This is a genomic window from Micromonospora lutea, from assembly GCF_016863535.1.
GTDB classification, from domain to species: Bacteria; Actinomycetota; Actinomycetes; order Mycobacteriales; family Micromonosporaceae; genus Micromonospora; species Micromonospora lutea.
Genome location: NZ_BOPB01000009.1, coordinates 490,025 through 505,993 on the forward strand (window position 1 = coordinate 490,025; position 15,969 = coordinate 505,993).

Sequence of the window (15,969 nt, forward strand, 5' to 3'; positions counted from 1 at the left end):
GTCACGGCCTCCGTGGCTCGAAGGGAGCCCGGCCGTTACCGCTCGGTGGCCGCGTGTCGTAGGGCGAGCGCTTGCGGTCGTGGGGCAGCGGCAGCCGGTGCACCAGGTCGGCGACGATCGCGTCGGTGGTACGCCGGGCGAGCTGGGCGTCGGCCGTGGGGATGATCCGGTGCGCCAGCACCGGCACGGCGAGCACCTGGAGGTCGTCGGGCAGGACGTAGTCACGCCCGTCGAGGGCGGCCACCGCGCGGGCGGTACGCAGCATCTGCAGGGTGCATCGGGGGGAAGCACCCAGCCGCAGGTCGGGTGACTCGCGGGTGGCGGTGACCAGGTCGACCGCGTACTGCTTGACCGCGTCGGCGACATGCACCTGCCGGACGTGACCGATCAGCCGGCGTACCGTGTCGGCGTCGGAGACCGGCCGCAGCCCGGAGAGCGGGTCGACCGCACCGTGCCCGTCGAGCATGGCCAACTCGGCCGTCGGGTCCGGGTATCCCATCGCGATGCGAGCGGTGAACCGGTCGCGCTGCGCCTCCGGCAGCGGGTAGGTGCCCTCCATCTCGATCGGATTCTGGGTGGCGATCACCATGAACGGTGTCTGCAACTGGTAGGTCACCCCGTCGACGGTGACCTGCCGCTCCTCCATGCACTCCAGCAGCGCGGACTGGGTCTTCGGCGAGGCCCGGTTGATCTCGTCGCCGACGACCAGGTTCGCGAAGACGGCGCCCGGGCGGAACTCGAAGTCGTGGGTCTCCTGGTTGTAGACGCTGACTCCGGTCACGTCACTGGGCAGCAGGTCGGGCGTGAACTGGATGCGGCGTACCGAGCAGTCGATCGACCGGGCCAGGGCTTTGGCCAGCTTGGTCTTGCCGACGCCGGGTACGTCCTCGATGAGCAGGTGGCCTTCGGCGAGCAGGACGGCCAGCGCCAGCCGCACCGTCGCGGTCTTGCCCTCGATGACCTGTTCGATGTTGGTTACGATCGCGTCACTCGCGGCACGGAACTCGTCGTACGGCAGCAGACCGCCAACTTCGTCCCAGGTCTGTTGTGTCACGGGCCTCCTCCTCGTCGCCGTCACGGCAGCTCTCTACGAGAGCACCTGGCCCCGCCGTTTCGTTCGCGACGTGTGAGCCTCATGTGCCGCGGCAATCTCACTGGCCTCTCAGGCTAACCATGTTTGTCGTCAACGCCGACCGCCGCAGGTGTTTGAGCGCTTACGCAGGGATTTGTCGTTCACACAGCGCATGTCGTCGATTCTGTCGGGTAAGGGGGCCTGCTCACTGCCGGTGCTGTCGGCTCCGGCCCACCAATGGGTGGACGGCCCGCGGGTGGTGGACAGCGGCCCCGCGACGCGCGCGGTACACTGCCGGTCATGGCCGGAGTCTTCCTGCTTCTTATCGGGCCGTACTGATGCGCTGAGCGCGCGACAGTACGGCGGCCCCTCCTGCGTGAGGGGCTTTTTCGTGCCCGCTGCCGGCCCGTGACGGGCCGTCGAGACAGACCCGAGACCAGCCAGCACTCCGACAGACTCCGAGTGACGCGAGGAGAAGGCCATGACCGAGGCAGAGGTCCCACCGTTCCGGTACACCGCGGCGCTGGCCGACGAGATAGAGCGTCGCTGGCAGGATCGCTGGGAGCGGGAGGGTAGTTTCCACGCGCCGAATCCGTCCGGCCCGCTGGCCGATCCGGGTCATCCCCGATCCGGCGCGGAGAAGCTGTACGTGCTGGACATGTTCCCCTACCCGTCCGGGGCGGGGCTGCACGTCGGGCACCCGCTGGGATACATCGGCACCGACTGCTTCGCCCGGTACCAGCGGATGGCCGGCCGCAACGTGCTGCACGCGATGGGCTTCGACGCCTTCGGCCTGCCCGCCGAGCAGTACGCGGTGCAGACCGGCACCCACCCGCGTACCACCACCGAGGCCAACATCGAGCGCTACCGGGCGCAGCTGCGCCGGCTGGGGCTGGCCCACGACCAGCGACGGTCGGTGGCCACCATCGACACCGACTTCTACCGCTGGACCCAGTGGATCTTCCTGCAGATCTTCAACTCCTGGTACGACCGGGAAGCCGGCCGGGCCCGACCGATCAGCGAGCTGATCGCCGAGTTCGCCGGGGGCGTTCGGCGTACCCCGGACGGCCGGCCGTGGGCCGAGCTGTCGCCGGCCGAGCAACGCGCCATCGTCGACGACCACCGCCTGGCGTACGTGTCGCAGGCGCCGGTCAACTGGTGCCCCGGGCTGGGCACGGTGCTGGCCAATGAGGAGGTCACCGCCGACGGTCGCTCCGAGCGCGGCAACTTCCCGGTCTTCAAGCGCAACCTGAAGCAGTGGATGATGCGGATCACCGCGTACGGCGACCGGCTGCTGGACGACCTGGACAAGCTGGACTGGCCGGAGCCGATCAAGCTGATGCAGCGCAACTGGATCGGCCGGTCGCAGGGTGCGCACATCGAATTCCCGACCCCGGCCGCCCCGGTCCGGGTGTTCACGACCCGGCCCGACACTGTCTTCGGCGCCACCTACATGGTGCTGGCGCCGGAGCACGAGCTGGTGGACACGCTGATGCCGGCGACCTGGCCGGAGGGCGCCCGGGACGCGTGGACCGGTGGGCACGCCAACCCGCGCGAGGCCGTCGAGGCGTACCGCAAGATGGCGGCGGCCAAGACCGACGTGGAGCGGCAGGCCGAGACGAAGGAGAAGACCGGCGTCTTCACCGGCGCGTACGCCACCAACCCGGTCACCGGTAACCAGATTCCGATCTTCATCGCCGACTACGTGCTGGCCGGCTACGGCACCGGTGCGATCATGGCGGTGCCCGCGCAGGACGAGCGGGACTGGGAGTTCGCCGAGGTTTTCGAGCTGCCGATCGTGCGTACCGTGCAGCCGCCGGAGGGCTTCGACGGCAAGGCGTACACCGGGGAGGGCCTGGCGATCAACAGCGCCGCGCCCGACCGCGACCTGGACCTGAACGGCCTGGGGGTGGCCGACGCCAAGGCCCGGATCATCGCCTGGCTGGAGGAGACCGGCAACGGCCAGGGCGCGGTGACCTACCGGCTGCGGGACTGGCTGTTCAGCCGGCAGCGCTACTGGGGCGAGCCGTTCCCGATCGTCTACGACGCCGACGGCACCGCCATCGCGCTGCCCGAGGAGATGCTGCCGGTCGAGCTGCCCGAGGTGGACGACTTCTCGCCGCGGACCTTCGACCCGCAGGACGCGGACAGCGACCCGGAGACGCCGCTGTCGCGCCGCCGGGACTGGGTCGAGGTGGAGCTGGATCTGGGTGACGGCCCGAAGCGCTACACCCGGGAGACCAACGTGATGCCGCAGTGGGCCGGCTCCTGCTGGTACGAGCTGCGCTACCTGGACCCGACAAACGGTGACCGGTTCGTCGACGCGGACAACGAGCGGTACTGGATGGGCCCGCGCGCCGAGGGCGACTGCGGCGGCGTCGACCTGTACGTCGGTGGGGCCGAGCACGCCGTGCTGCACCTGCTGTACGCCCGGTTCTGGCACAAGGTGCTGTACGACCTGGGCCACGTGTCCAGCTTCGAGCCGTTCCGCAAGCTGTTCAACCAGGGCTACATCCAGGCGTACGCGTACACCGACGCCCGGGGCGCCTACGTGCCGGCGGAGGAGGTCGCCGAGCGCGACGGCGGCTTCTTCCTGGGCGACGTCCAGGTCAACCGCGAGTACGGCAAGATGGGCAAGTCCCTGAAGAACGTGGTCACCCCGGACGAGATGTGTGCCGCCTACGGTGCGGACACGTTCCGGGTGTACGAGATGTCGATGGGCCCGCTGGAGGTGTCCCGTCCGTGGGAGACCCGGGCGGTGGTCGGCTCGTACCGCTTCCTGCAACGGGTCTGGCGGGCCATCGTCGACGAGCAGACCGGTGCCTCCCGGGTCACCGACGAGCCGGCCGACGAGCAGACCCGACGGCTGCTGCACAAGGTCATCGACGGTGTCCGGGGCGACATGGAGCAGATCCGGTTCAACACCGCGATCGCCAAGCTGATCGAGCTGACCAACGGGGTGACCCGGCTGGCAGGTACCCCCCGTGAGGTGGCCGAGCCGCTGGTGCTGATGGTCGCGCCGTTCGCCCCGCACGTCGCCGAGGAGCTGTGGCAGCGGCTGGGCCACCAGACCTCGCTGACCTACGCGGACTTCCCGGTCGCCGACCCGGCGCTGCTGGTCGCCGAGACGGTCACCTACCCGGTGCAGGTCAACGGCAAGGTCCGGGGCCGCATCGAGGTGCCCGCCGACGCAGGCGAGACCGACGTACGCGCGGCAGCCCTGGCAGCCGTGGCCGGTCCACTGGCCGGCAAGGAGCCCCGCAAGGTCATCGTCATCCCCGGCCGAATGGTCTCAGTCGTAGCCTGACCCCCACCCACCCACCCACCCACCCTCCCTCCCGCCCTCCCGCGTTGACCATGAGGTTGACGGCAGTAGCTGATCTTCAAGCTGCCGCTAACCTCATGATCAACACCGCGAACGAAGGGAGGGGAGAGGGGGAGGGTGTCAGGGGTGGCGGCGGGACAGGGCTGTGACGGTGATCAGGGTGGCCACTGCGGCCCAGGCGGCGTAGGTGGTCCAAGCTCCGGTGACGGTCGCGGGATAGGGGTTGTCGAGCCAGGCTGGGGGGCCGGTCGGCTCCATCAGCCGCTGCCACGCGGGGAGCGGCATGGCGTGCCGGAGCAGCGCGCTCCAGCGTTCGTCCTCGTCGACGGCGGTGGGCACCAGGAGCAGCACCGTCGCGGCGGTGACGATCGCCGGCGCGGTGTGCCGGATCAGCGCGGCCAGCGCCATCCCGACCAGCGCGCAGAGCGGCACCAGCAGCGCGGAGGCGGTGATGCCGCGCAGGGCACCGGGATCGCCCACGGACATGTTCGCGCCGACGTCGGCGAGGATCGCCTGCGACACCGCGAACGCCGCCGCCGCACCCAGCGCACCCAGCAGGGTCAGCACGCCGGTCAGCACGGTCAGCTTCGCGGCGGCCACGGCGCTTCGCCGAGGGACGGCCGCGAACGTGGTACGCATCAGCCCGGAGGCGTACTCGCCGCCGATCGCGACCGCGCCGACACCACTGGCCGCCAAGACGACGAACATCTGCGCCTCGGTGGGGAAGGCGTCCCAGAGTGGGGAGCGCGCCGCCCGCTGCTCGGCCGGCCAGTCCGGCCAGCCCGCGTGGGTGGCCAGCGCGGCGTGGACGGCGAGACCCACCATGGCGAGCAGGATCAGGGCGAAGGCAGCCCAGGTGGAGCGCAGCGACCAGAGCTTGATCCATTCGGCGGCGAGCAGGTCACGGAAGCGCGCCGAATGGGTCGACGTGGTGGGACGGATCATGGCGGTCATCGGCTCTCCCGGGCGGCGTACTCGACATCGGCGGCGGTGAGCGCCATGAAGGCCTCCTCCAGCGAGGCGGTGCGGGGGCTCAACTCGTGCAGCGGGATCCGCAGACCCAGGGCCAACTCCCCGATCCGCTCGGCGCTCACCCCGGTCACGGTGAGCGCACCAGCGGGATCCGGGCGCACGCTCGCGCCGGCGTCCGCCAGCGCCGTGGTCAGGATGGCCGGCTCAGGGCTACGCACGACGACCTCGGCGCGACCGACGCGGGCGGCGAACTCGTCCAGGGACTCCTCGGCGATCAGGCGGCCCCGACCGATGACCACGAGGTAATCGGCGCAGTGCTCCACCTCGCCCATCAGGTGACTGGAGACGAAGACCGTGCGGCCCTCGGTGGCGAGCCGGCGGAACAACCCACGCACCCAGCGCACCCCCTCCGGGTCCAGGCCGTTGAACGGCTCGTCGAACATCAGCACGGGCGGGTCGCCCAGCAGCGCCGCAGCGATACCGAGGCGCTGCCGCATGCCCAGCGAGAACCCGCCGACGCGTCGGCCGGCCGCGTCGTCGAGGCCGACCTGCCCCAGCACCTCGTCGACCCGGGCGGCCCCGATGCCGTTGCTGCGGGCCAAACTGGCCAGGTGGGCGCGAGCGCTGCGCCCGCCGTGCACGTCCGCGGCATCGAGCAGCGCGCCAGCGTGCCGCAGCCCCCGGGCACGCTCCCGGAACCGGACACCGTCGACGGTGGCGGTGCCACTGGTCGGGGTGGTCAGCCCGAGAACCATGCGCAGGGTGGTGGACTTGCCGGCGCCGTTGGGGCCGAGGAAGCCGGTCACCCGACCCGGCCGGACGGTCAGGGTCAAATCGTCTACGGCGGTGGTGCGGCCGTACCGCCGGGTCAGGCCATCAAGTTCGATCATGCCGTTCACGCTGCCGGTCACCGGGCCCGGCCGCGTCACCCCACCGGCCGTACCAGACGCCGGGGTGGTGGCCTGCGGGCGTACGCCCCCGGGCCGATGCCGGTGCGGCGCGGAGCTGGATACCGTGTGCCGGTGGACGTCATCGCCCTGCTCCGGCCGCGTGGCGCCGTGCCAGTGTTGCGGGCGGCGCTGGTGTGGGCCGGGGTCGCGCTCCTGCCCGCGCTCTGGGTGATGGCGCCGGCCGTGGCGAACAGCGGCGACGGTGTCGGCGTCATGGGCTGGTGGCTGCCGGTGCGCTACCTGGTGCCGGTGCTGATCGTGGTGCTACCGGCGGGTCTGCTGCGTCGCCGGCCGCTGACCGCGCTCGGCCTGATGCTCGCCGGTGCCACGCTGTGCAGCGCGACAGTGCACGGCCGGGACCCGGGGTACCTCGGGGATCTGTTCGTCCTCCAGTTCCTCGCCGTCGACGCGGCGCTCGCCGTGGTCGCCGCGAACCGCCCCCGTCGGGTGTCGGTGCCCGCCGCCGGGGTGGTGCTGGTGACGCAGTTGCTCGCGGCCTTCGTGAACCTCGGTGTCGAGCCGGTGAACCAGGCCGCGCTGACCGTGCTGGCGGTCGCGGCGGCCTGGATCGCCGGCAACTCGGTGCGGGCCCGGCGGAACTACGCCGCCGCGTTGCGCGTCCACGCCGCCACCGAGGCGGTCACCGCCGAGCGGCTGCGCATCGCCAGGGAGCTGCACGACATGGTCGCGCACAGCATCGGCGTCATCGCCATTCAGGCCGGGGTGGGCGCGCGGGTGATCGACACCCAGCCGGCCCAGGCCCGCGCCGCACTGGCCACCATCGAGGCGGCCAGCCGGGACACCCTGGCCGGGCTGCGGCGTACCCTCGGCGCGTTGCGTCGTGGCGACGGGGATCCGGCGTCGCTGGAGCCCACGCCCGGGTTGGCGGACCTGGACCGGCTGATCGCGGCCACCGGCCATGCCGGTGTTCGGGTCGAGCTGGGTACGGTCGGCGACGCGCCCGTCCCGGCGGAGGTCGACCTCGCCGCGTTCCGCATCGTCCAGGAGGCACTCACGAACGTGGTCCGCCACGCCGGGGTCGACGCGTGCCAGGTCATCGTCGAGCGTGGCGACGACGCGGTCACGGTGGAGGTCGTCGACGACGGCCGTGGCGGCCCGATCGGCATCGACGGGCACGGACTGATCGGTATGCGCGAGCGGGTGCTGGCCGTCGGTGGACACTTCCGGGCCGGTCCACGGCCCGAGGGAGGCTTCCGGGTGGCGGCCCGGCTGCCGGTGTCGTCGGAGAACGTCGTCCCGGCCGGCGTTCGTCCGGCCGAGGCGGTCGAATGACCATCCGGGTGCTGCTCGCCGACGACCAGCCGCTGGTGCGGGCGGGGCTGCGGGTCCTGATCACCGATGTGCCGGACATGGCGGTGGTCGGCGAGGCGGGCACCGGCGCCGAGGCGGTGCGCCTGGCCCGGGAAATGGTGCCCGACGTGGTGTTGATGGATCTGCGGATGCCGGGAACCGACGGCATCCAGGCGACGCGGACGATCACCGACTCCGGCGGACCCGTCCGGGTGCTGGTGCTCACCACGTTCGACGACGACGAGCACGTGCACGCCGCGCTGCGGGCCGGTGCGAGTGGCTTTCTGGTCAAGGACATGGCGTTGGAGGACATTCTCGGCGCGATCCGGGTGGTGGCGGCCGGGGACGCGTTGATCGCACCGGGCGTCACCCGGCGACTGATCGCCGAGTTCACCCGTCGGCCGGCGGTCCGGTCGCCCCGGCCGCTCGCCGGGGTGACCGATCGGGAGCGCGAGGTGCTCACCCTCGTCGGCCGGGGCTTGTCCAACGCCGAGATCGCCGCCGAACTGGTGATCAGTGTGGCCACCGCCAAGGCACATGTGGCTCGGCTGTTCAGCAAGCTCGGCGCCCGGGACCGGGTGCACCTGGTCATCGCCGCGTACGAGGCCGGCCTGGTCACCCCACCCCAATAACCCCTACCACCAGCACCCCGCCACCCGTCCCCGCCTCACCGGTCCCCGCAACTTCGGGGAAACTGCTGCCTCGACCGCCTCGGACCCAGCAGTTTCCCCGAAGTTGCGCGGCCTGCGCGGAGGGGGCGGTGGGCGGTGGGGTTGGTCAGGGGAGGGGGCGGTGGGGTCGGCGTTCGGTGCGCCACCAGTTGACGAGCAGCACGGCGCTGGCGATGAAGCCGAGCGCGGCGGGGGCGGCGGCGAACCAGTTGATCTCGTCGGGGCTGGTCACGGCGGCGCCGACCGCCGCGTAGCCGAACGCGGTCGGGGCGGAGGCGATCACGCTGCCGACGAGGAACGGCAGGATCCGCGCGCCGGTGGTGCCGTAGCCGTAGCTGACCAGACCGAAACCGGAGATCGGCAGCAGCCGTACGGTAACCACGCCGAGGACGCTCTGCCGGGTGAACCAACGATCGAGACGGGCCAGCCGGCCCCGGACGCGTTCGGCGACGAACTCGCGGCCGAGCACGCGGCCCACGGTGAAGCCGATCAAGGCCGCCAACAGGGCGGCGCCGAGCGCGTACGCGGCACCTTCCAGCGCACCGAAGATCGCCCCGGCGGCGAGTGTGATGAACGTACGGGGGACCAACGCCACCAGCAGCAGCGCCCCGCCGAGCACACCGGCCACCGGAGCGAGCCGACCCATCCGGTCCGCCAGGCCCGACAGGGCCGCCGGCTCGGGGTGCGGCACCAGCAGCAGCGTCACCCCGAGGCCGGCGAGCAGGAGCAGCAGCAGCGCGAAGCGGGTGACCGACGGCGTCGCGGCGACCGGTAGGCGTCTGCGCAGCTCCCGGATCATGCCCGGGATGTGGCCACCGCGGTCCGGCGTTCGGCTCGCAGCCGGTCGGCCCAGGTGTCGTCGAGCGGCGGAAGGTGCTGCGCGCCGGTCGCCCACCGCAGCAGCAGGTCGGCCAGGGCCGGGTTGCGGGCCAGCGCGGGGCCGTGCGAGTACGTGCCGAGCAGCTTGCCTCGCCAGGCCCCCTCGGTGGCACCGTCGTTGCCGACACCCGCGGTCACCCGGGCCAGCGGCGAGACCCCGGGGCCGAGGTGGGTACGGCCGCCGTGGTTCTCGAACCCGGTCAGCGGCGGCAGGCCGAGGCGGGCGTCGATGTCGCCGGCCAGTTCGCCGACGGCCCGGCTGGGGCCCCGGTCCGAGGAGAAGTCGAGCAGTTCCAGGCCCTGGTACTGGGTGCCCTTGGCGAAGAACGAGGTGCCCAGCAACTGGTAGCCGGCGCAGACGCCGAAGACCACCGAACCCTGGGCGACCGCCCGATGCAGACCACCGTCGGCGAGCAGCCGTTGCGCGCCGAGCGCCTGCGGGCCGTCCTCGCCGCCACCGATGAGGTAGATGTCGGCCGTGGTGGGCAGCCGCTGGTCGGAGCGGACCTCCAGCACCTCGACCGGGAACCCGCGCCGCTGGGCCCGGCGGGCCAGGATCAGGGCGTTGCCCCGATCGCCGTACGTCGACAGCAGGTCCGGGTAGATCCAGACGATGCGCAGGTTCTCAGTTGACACGGTCCAACTCCGCTCGGATGTCCTGGAACGCGGTGTAGTTCGCGATGACCTCCAGCCGACCCGGCGGTACCGCCCGCACGGCCTCGTCGAAGGTACGCACGTACTGGAAGGGCACGTCGTTGACCTCCAGCCGCACGGCCAGGTCGTACGCCCGGTCACCGGTGATGAGCACCAGGCGTCCGCGCAGTGGTGCGAAGTCGACGTCGAAGAGCCAGGAGGTGTCCAGCCCGTCGGGGTCCCGGGCGTTGATGGAGAGCAGCGTCGGGGCCTCGTCCGCCATGTCGAACGCCTCCAGCCAGCTGGCCGGGTTCTTGGCGAGCAGCAGCCGCACGGTGCGGCCCTCCCGGACGACCTGGGCGTAGCGCCCGGCCACCGAGGTGACGTCGCCGAGGCGGGGGACCGCGTCGAAGGGACGTACGCCGAACTCGGCGGCGACCGCGAGGGCGGTGGCCGCGTTGCCGACGTTGACCTTGCCCGGTAGCTGGAGCTTGACCTTGTACCAGGCGCCGGTCGGGTCGACGACGCCCTCGTCGTCCACGGTCCACTGCGGATCCGGCCGGCGCAGTGGGCAGCCCGTGCACCACCACTGCTCGCCGGAGCGCTGGATGGTCGAGCCGCACTCGGGGCAGACCCAGGAGTCGTCGTGCCACCGCTGCCCGGCGGAGAACCAGGTGACATGCGGCGGGGTGATCCGCTGGTCTTGGGTGGCGGGCGGGGTGGCCGCCCAGACCACCATCGGGTCGTCGGCGTTGGCCACGATGCGGATGTCCGGGTGGCGAGCCAGCGCCGCGCGCCAGAGCTGCGCCATCATGGCGACCTCCTTGGCCCGGTCCAGCTGGTCGCGGGAGAGGTTGAGCAGCGCCACCACGTGCGGCTCGGTCGCCTCGATCACCTGGGCGAGGTAGTGCTCGTCGACCTCCAGCACCGCGTACGGGGTGCTGCCGGCCTTGGCCAGCGCGGAGGTGTGCCCGGTGGGCATGTTGGCGCCGAACGAGTTGGTGGCGACCCTGCCGAGCACCCCGACGGCGGCGGCGGCCAGCCGGGTGGTGGTGGTCTTGCCGTTCGTGCCGGAGATCAGCGCGATGGCCCGCCCGGCGGAGAGGTGGGCCAGTAGTTCCGGGTCGATCTTCAGGCCGATCCAACCACCGATCACCGAGCCGTCGCCCCGGCCCGCCGCCCGGGACAGTGCCGCGGCGGTCCGTGACACGGAGCTGGCCACCTTCGCCCGCAGGGGCATCTTCGCGTCCGTCACGCGAGCGAGGTTACCGGACCAGCGAACCCGTGAGATCGCCACCGACGACGAACCGTTCGGGTCGGCTCCGGCGGCGCCCGGTCGGATGACGCTCAGCCGGACGGAGTCGATCTATGTCGGAAAGCGGACCCGCCGCGGGGCGGCGCTCGGCCCTCCACTCCGCTCCACCCCGGCTGACGTGCGGTTTTGTCGTGAGACTCGGCGCGCCACGCGGTCATTTCTGGTTGCGGGTGGAGGGAAGTGGAGTAGAGTGGGGCGCATTGGTGGGGCCGGGAGGGGCCCACCGGCCCGGGGGGTCAGCGGCGCGCGAACGCCGCTAAAGGGCGAGGGGGTTGGGCCGATGTTCCTCGGCACCCACACTCCGCGCCTGGACGACAAAGGTCGGTTGATCCTTCCGGCGAAGTTCCGGGATGAGCTGGCGGGGGGTGTCGTGATCACCAAAGGGCAGGAGCGCTGCCTCTACGTCTTCCCGACACCGGAGTTCCAGCGGATCGCGGAGCAGTTGCGCGCGCAGCCGATGACGCACAAGGCGGCCAGAGCCTACAGCCGGGTGTTCTTCGCCAGCGCGCACGACGAGGTGCCAGACAAGCAGGGTCGGGTGACCATCCCGGCACATCTGCGCACCTACGCGGGGCTCGAACGGGACCTGGTGGTCATCGGCGCGAGCACCCGGGTGGAAATCTGGGACAAGGTCGCCTGGGAGACCTACCTCGCCGAGAGCGAAGACGACTTCGCCGACATCGAGGAAGGGGTGCTGCCTGGCGGTCTGTAGGGCGTGGCGACGCCCGACGTACTGCGAGATCTCCAGCCGCTTTCGAGTTCCTGGCATCCCTTCCCCGGTGCCAGGCGCACGATCCGACCCTCCGGGCCACGGTCCGACGGGCGGGCGGAGAGCGGATGGGGATCTGGCGGTACGACGGCTAGGCGTCGTCCGACGAACAGGGCGCGGATACACAACCGGTTCAACCAGGGGGTCGACATGGGGGAGCTACGCGGCACGCATGTGCCGGTGCTGCTTGAGCGGTGTCTCGAGCTGCTGGCCCCCGCGCTGGGCCGGGGTGGACGCACCGTGCACGTCGACGCGACGTTGGGTCTGGCCGGCCACGCCGAGGCGGTGCTGCAGGCGCATCCGGAGACGATTCTGGTGGGCCTGGACCGGGACACCGAGGCGCTGGCCCACGCCAGGGTCCGGCTGGCCCGGTTCGCCGACCGGGTCCACCTGGAGCACGCCGTCTACGACGAGCTGCCCGACGTGCTCGACCGGCTGGGTTACCCGTCCGTGGACGGGATCCTGTTCGACCTCGGTGTCTCCTCGTTGCAGCTCGACGCGCCCGACCGCGGGTTCGCGTACGCGCAGGACGCGCCGTTGGACATGCGGATGGACCAGACCCGAGGGGTGACCGCCGAGGAGGTGGTCAACACCTATCCGCACCCGGACCTGGCCCGGGTGCTGCGGGTCTACGGCGAGGAGAAGTTCGCCGGTCGGATCGCCTCGGCGATCATCCGGGAGCGGGAACGCGGCCGGATCACCTCGTCGGCCCGGCTGGCCGAGCTGGTCCGGGAGTCGATTCCGGCACCAGCCCGACGAACCGGGGGACACCCGGCAAAGAGAACGTTTCAGGCTTTACGGATCGAGGTAAACAGAGAACTGGCAGCGCTGGAGACGGCGCTGCCGGCCGCTCTGGACCGGCTCGCCGTCGGTGGTCGCCTGGTGGTCCTGTCCTACCACTCGTTGGAGGACAGGCTCACCAAGCAGGCGCTCGCCGATCGGGTCCGCAGCACGGGCCCGATCGACCTCCCGGTCGAACTGCCCGGGTCAGAGCCGACGTTCCGGCTGCTCAGCCGGGGCGCGGAGCTGCCCGGGGAGGTGGAGGTCACCGCGAACCCGCGGGCCGCTTCGGTACGCCTACGGGCGGCGGAGCGGATCGACCCGCAAGCACGGCAACGGGGGCGTACCGACCGCGAACGGTACCGCCGCCGGGTCAAGGCCATGCACCAACCGGGGACGGGGTCGGCCACGGAATCCGATCCGGATCCGCGGCGGGCGCCGGGGGACACGACGGACGAAGAGGGGGAGGGGACATGAACGTAGACAAGCGTCGGAACATCGCCGACGTCGGGCAGCGCGCACCGCGGTCGGGGGGCCGGATCGTGGCGGAGCGGACCCGGGGGACGAGCGACGGTACCCGGCGGACGGACCGGTCGACGGAGACTCGCGCCCGGGGGGCGCGCGAGTTTCCGACCCAGGGCAGCGCCGCGCTGCGTCCGGTGGAGCGGGCCGCCGTCACGGCCGAGCGGTCGGAGTCGCCGCGACTGCGGGTCGCGCCGCCGCCGCCGGTCCGAGTGCCCCGGGCGCCCTTCGCGGCGCTCGTGGTGACGCTGGTGGTCGGCGGGGTGCTGGGCATCCTGGCGGTCAACACGAAGATCAACGAGAACGCCTTCCGGCTCGACGAGTTGCAGCAGCAGCAGTCCAAGCTCGACATGGAGCAGCAGCAGCTGAAGAAGCGGATCGCCGAGTCCGAGTCGCCGGGCAACCTCACCGCCCAGGCCCGCAAGCTGGGGTTGGTCGAGTCGGGGGAGCCGGCGTACATCCGGCTGCCGGACGGCAAGGTGATCGGGGTGCCGCAGCCAGCCGGTGGGCAGCTCTCCATCGCCAGCCAGCAGGGCGCGGAGGGGTAGGCCGTGCCACCGAGGTCTGAGGAACCGCGCCGGGATGCCGAAGGCTCCCGGCGCGGTTCGTCGCGTGGCGGGCCGCGGGGGGTGTCGCCCCGCACGGGGGAGCGGGACGTCGAGTCCGGCCTCGGCGGCATCTCCGACGCCCGCGCCTACACCCCGCGTGGTCGTTCCATCCGTGAGGGGGGCGTGTCCGGCGGCGCCGGACGCGCGGAGCAGCGGCGTACCCCGCGCAGCAACCGGTCGCAGGATCCGTTCCGGCCGGCTCTCCAGGTCCTCGACGGTGGCCGGGGCACCGCCGGCCGGTCGGGCGGCCCGACCCGTCGGGACGGCGGCACCGGCCGCGTCACGGTGACCCGTTCCGTCACCGACCGCACCCCACGCGACGAGCCTGCGGTCACCGCACCCCGACGGCGGGTCACCGGCCGGGAGCCGCGTCGTGGGGACCGGCCGCCGCCGCGCCGACGCAAGCCACCCCGCCCGCCCCGGCTGGCCGACCCGGGGCGCCGGCTGCGGCTGGGTACCGCGCTCACCCTGGCCCTCTTCGTCGCTGTCGGCGTGCGGCTCGTCGTGCTCCAGACGGTCGACACCCCGGCGTACGCCGACGGCGGTCGAGCCGACCGCATCAAGACCGTGCCGCTGCCCGCGCCGCGGGGGGCGATCTACGACCGGGACGGCGCGGCCCTGGCGCACAGCGTCGAGGCTCGGTACGTCTACGCCGACCCCACCCGGGTGGAGGACATCGCCGGCACCGCGCGGGCGCTCTCCCCGCTGCTCGGTATGCCGGCCTCGGAACTGGCTGAGAAGATGAAGCCCCGTAAGCGGATCAACGGCGTCGACTCGCAGTTCGAGTACCTCGCCCGGGGGGTGGACATCGGCCGCGCCAAGGAGATCATGGCGCTCAAGCTGCCCGGTATCGCCACCGCCCGTGACGAGCGGCGCGAGGTGCCCGGTGGTGACCTGGCCGCCAACCTGATCGGCTTCACCAGCCTGGACATGGTCGGGCTGGAGGGCCTGGAGGCGCGCTTCGACGACGTGCTGCACGGTGAGGACGGCCAGCGGGTCTTCGAGGTCGGCCTGGGTGACCTGGCCGCACCCATTCCCGGCGGCTACAGCCGCACCACGAAGGCCAAGCCGGGCAGCTCGGTGGTGCTGACCGTCGACCGCGACCTGCAGTACATGGTGCAGCGCATCCTCAGCGAACAGATGCAGCAGGTGCAGGGCAGCACCGGAGCCGCCGTGGTACTGGACGCGCGTACCGGTGAGGTGCTGTCCCAGGCCAGCCACCCCACCTACAACGCGGCGAAACCGACGGCGAGCGAGCCGACGGACCGGGAGGACGCGGCGACCAGCTTCGTGGTCGACCCGGGCTCGGTGCACAAGGCGATCACGTTCGGCGCCGCGTTGCAGGAAGGCGTCATCACCGCGGACACCTCGTTCCCGGTGGCCAACGGCATCCGCAAGGGCGACACCTGGTTCCGCGACAGCCACCAGGCGAACGGGCGGCGGATGAGCGTGGCCGGCATGATGGCGTACTCCTCGAACGTCGGCACCATCCAAATTGCCGACAAGCTCGGCGCGGAACGCCTGCTCGACTACCAGCGGCGGTTCGGTCTGGGTAAGCCGACCGAGGTCGGGATGCCCGGCGAGGCGAGCGGGCGGCTGCTGCCCTTGGCGGAGTGGAGCGACTCGTCGCACGGTTCGGTGCCCATCGGGCACAGTGTGGACGCCACCCCGTTGCAGATGGCCGCCGCCTACGCCGCGATCGCCAACGACGGCACGTACATCCGGCCGCATCTGCTGAAGGAGACGATCGCGCCGGACGGGAAGCGGACCCCGGCGGCCGAGCCGGAGACCCGGCAGGTGCTGAGCCCGGCCAACGCCGCTGCCCTGCGTACGATCATGGAGGCGGTGACCACGGTGGAGGGCGCCACGGGTGTGGGCGCCGCGGTCCCGGGCTACCGGGTCGCCGGTAAGACCGGCACCGGCTGGCGGTTGGTCGATGGCAAGAAGCAGCCCGGTGAGGTCGCGTCGTTCATCGGGATGGCCCCGGCGGAGAACCCGCGCTACGTGATCGCGGTCTTCGTGCACAGCCCGAGTGGCGGTGGCGGCCAGATCGCGGCGCCCGCGTTCCGGGAGATGATGACCTTCACTCTGCGTCATTTCAAGGTGCCACCATCGACGGAGCCGGCGCCCAGGTTCACCGTTTTCCCGTAGCCGCTACCAGC

General features: G+C 71.9%; 13 protein-coding genes. 7 read left to right on the forward strand and 6 right to left on the reverse strand.

Annotated elements, in window-relative coordinates; genetic code table 11:
* Position 1 precedes the first annotated feature (1 nt).
* Entirely contained in the window at positions 2–1,054 is a 1,053-nt protein-coding gene (locus Vlu01_RS10015; protein ID WP_203996872.1) for an AAA family ATPase, read from the reverse strand.
* Between the two features lie 499 nt (positions 1,055–1,553).
* Between Vlu01_RS10015 and leuS the strand changes: the two genes are divergently transcribed.
* On the forward strand, positions 1,554–4,379 hold the full coding sequence (leuS, locus tag Vlu01_RS10020; RefSeq protein WP_203996875.1) for a leucine--tRNA ligase: 2,826 nt from the start codon (positions 1,554–1,556) through the stop codon (positions 4,377–4,379).
* 138 nt (positions 4,380–4,517) lie between these two features.
* On the opposite strand, the gene Vlu01_RS10025 is transcribed toward leuS, so the two are convergent.
* Positions 4,518–5,351, reverse strand: a complete 834-nt coding sequence (locus tag Vlu01_RS10025) for an ABC transporter permease (RefSeq protein WP_203996877.1) — start codon at positions 5,349–5,351, stop codon at positions 4,518–4,520.
* Positions 5,348–6,259, reverse strand: a complete 912-nt coding sequence (locus Vlu01_RS10030; RefSeq protein ID WP_203996887.1) for an ABC transporter ATP-binding protein — start codon at positions 6,257–6,259, stop codon at positions 5,348–5,350. Before Vlu01_RS10030 ends, Vlu01_RS10025 begins: the two co-directional genes overlap by 4 nt.
* A 132-nt stretch (positions 6,260–6,391) precedes the next feature.
* Here Vlu01_RS10030 and Vlu01_RS10035 point away from each other — a divergent pair, with 132 nt between their 5' ends.
* Together Vlu01_RS10035 and Vlu01_RS10040 are read left to right on the forward strand one after the other, a co-directional pair.
* Positions 6,392–7,612: a sensor histidine kinase gene (locus Vlu01_RS10035; protein ID WP_203996889.1), complete on the forward strand. Its 1,221-nt coding sequence runs from the start codon at positions 6,392–6,394 to the stop codon at positions 7,610–7,612.
* Positions 7,609–8,262: a response regulator gene (locus tag Vlu01_RS10040; protein ID WP_203996890.1), complete on the forward strand. Its 654-nt coding sequence runs from the start codon at positions 7,609–7,611 to the stop codon at positions 8,260–8,262. The genes Vlu01_RS10035 and Vlu01_RS10040 overlap by 4 nt, the downstream gene beginning before the upstream one ends.
* 145 nt (positions 8,263–8,407) lie before the next feature.
* On the opposite strand, the gene Vlu01_RS10045 is transcribed toward Vlu01_RS10040, so the two are convergent.
* The 3 genes from Vlu01_RS10045 to Vlu01_RS10055 are packed head-to-tail and all read right to left on the reverse strand — an operon-like array spanning position 8,408 to position 11,053.
* Complete coding sequence (locus Vlu01_RS10045; protein WP_203996891.1) at positions 8,408–9,100, reverse strand: TVP38/TMEM64 family protein; 693 nt, start codon at positions 9,098–9,100, stop codon at positions 8,408–8,410.
* Positions 9,097–9,816, reverse strand: coding sequence for a type 1 glutamine amidotransferase (locus tag Vlu01_RS10050; RefSeq protein ID WP_203996893.1), 720 nt, complete (start codon positions 9,814–9,816; stop codon positions 9,097–9,099). Before Vlu01_RS10050 ends, Vlu01_RS10045 begins: the two co-directional genes overlap by 4 nt.
* Positions 9,806–11,053 (reverse strand): Mur ligase family protein, encoded by a 1,248-nt coding sequence (locus Vlu01_RS10055; RefSeq protein WP_203997116.1) that lies wholly within the window; start codon positions 11,051–11,053, stop codon positions 9,806–9,808. The genes Vlu01_RS10050 and Vlu01_RS10055 overlap by 11 nt, the downstream gene beginning before the upstream one ends.
* 355 nt (positions 11,054–11,408) lie before the next feature.
* Here Vlu01_RS10055 and mraZ point away from each other — a divergent pair, with 355 nt between their 5' ends.
* The 4 genes from mraZ (at position 11,409) to Vlu01_RS10075 (ending at position 15,958) form a co-directional block, all read left to right on the forward strand.
* Complete coding sequence (mraZ, locus tag Vlu01_RS10060; protein ID WP_203996895.1) at positions 11,409–11,840, forward strand: division/cell wall cluster transcriptional repressor MraZ; 432 nt, start codon at positions 11,409–11,411, stop codon at positions 11,838–11,840.
* Between the two features lie 207 nt (positions 11,841–12,047).
* Complete coding sequence (rsmH, locus tag Vlu01_RS10065; RefSeq protein ID WP_203996897.1) at positions 12,048–13,154, forward strand: 16S rRNA (cytosine(1402)-N(4))-methyltransferase RsmH; 1,107 nt, start codon at positions 12,048–12,050, stop codon at positions 13,152–13,154.
* Positions 13,151–13,747, forward strand: a complete 597-nt coding sequence (ftsL, locus tag Vlu01_RS10070) for a cell division protein FtsL (RefSeq protein ID WP_203996899.1) — start codon at positions 13,151–13,153, stop codon at positions 13,745–13,747. Before rsmH ends, ftsL begins: the two co-directional genes overlap by 4 nt.
* Before the next feature lie 3 nt (positions 13,748–13,750).
* Complete coding sequence (locus tag Vlu01_RS10075; protein WP_203996901.1) at positions 13,751–15,958, forward strand: peptidoglycan D,D-transpeptidase FtsI family protein; 2,208 nt, start codon at positions 13,751–13,753, stop codon at positions 15,956–15,958.
* Positions 15,959–15,969 lie beyond the last annotated feature (11 nt).